The following is a 366-nucleotide window of genomic DNA, read 5'->3' on the forward strand; positions in this document are numbered from 1 at the left end:
GGCTGGATCACCTCCTTATACGAAGATATTCACGATAAGTGTCCACACAGATTGATTAGGTTTAGAAAAGTTAAGAGTAGAAATACTTTTCCAGATGGGGCTATAGCTCAGCTGGGAGAGCGCCTCGCTGGCAGCGAGGAGGTCTGCGGTTCGATCCCGCATAGCTCCACCATCTTTAAGTGTTTTTATCTTAAAATATTTAAAAATGGTTCCCTTCTTTTAATAGAAGTTGGATCAAGCTCTTTAACAATTTGGAAAGCTGACTGATTACTTAATTGGTTTTTACTTTAAAAGTGAAATCAAACAGCTCAAAGCTGTGATTAAGTTAATCAAATTTAAAAGTTCTCAATGTTTATCTTTCATTAG

Annotated in this window: 1 tRNA gene; it reads left to right on the forward strand. The window is 36.9% G+C overall.

Going from position 1 to position 366, the window contains the following annotated elements:
• The first annotated feature begins 96 nt into the window (after positions 1-96).
• A tRNA-Ala gene (locus tag Q1A70_RS20560) sits at positions 97-172 on the forward strand.
• The last annotated feature ends 194 nt before the right edge of the window (positions 173-366 follow it).

This window comes from uncultured Vibrio sp., assembly GCF_947488985.1.
GTDB lineage: Bacteria > Pseudomonadota > Gammaproteobacteria > Enterobacterales > Vibrionaceae > Vibrio.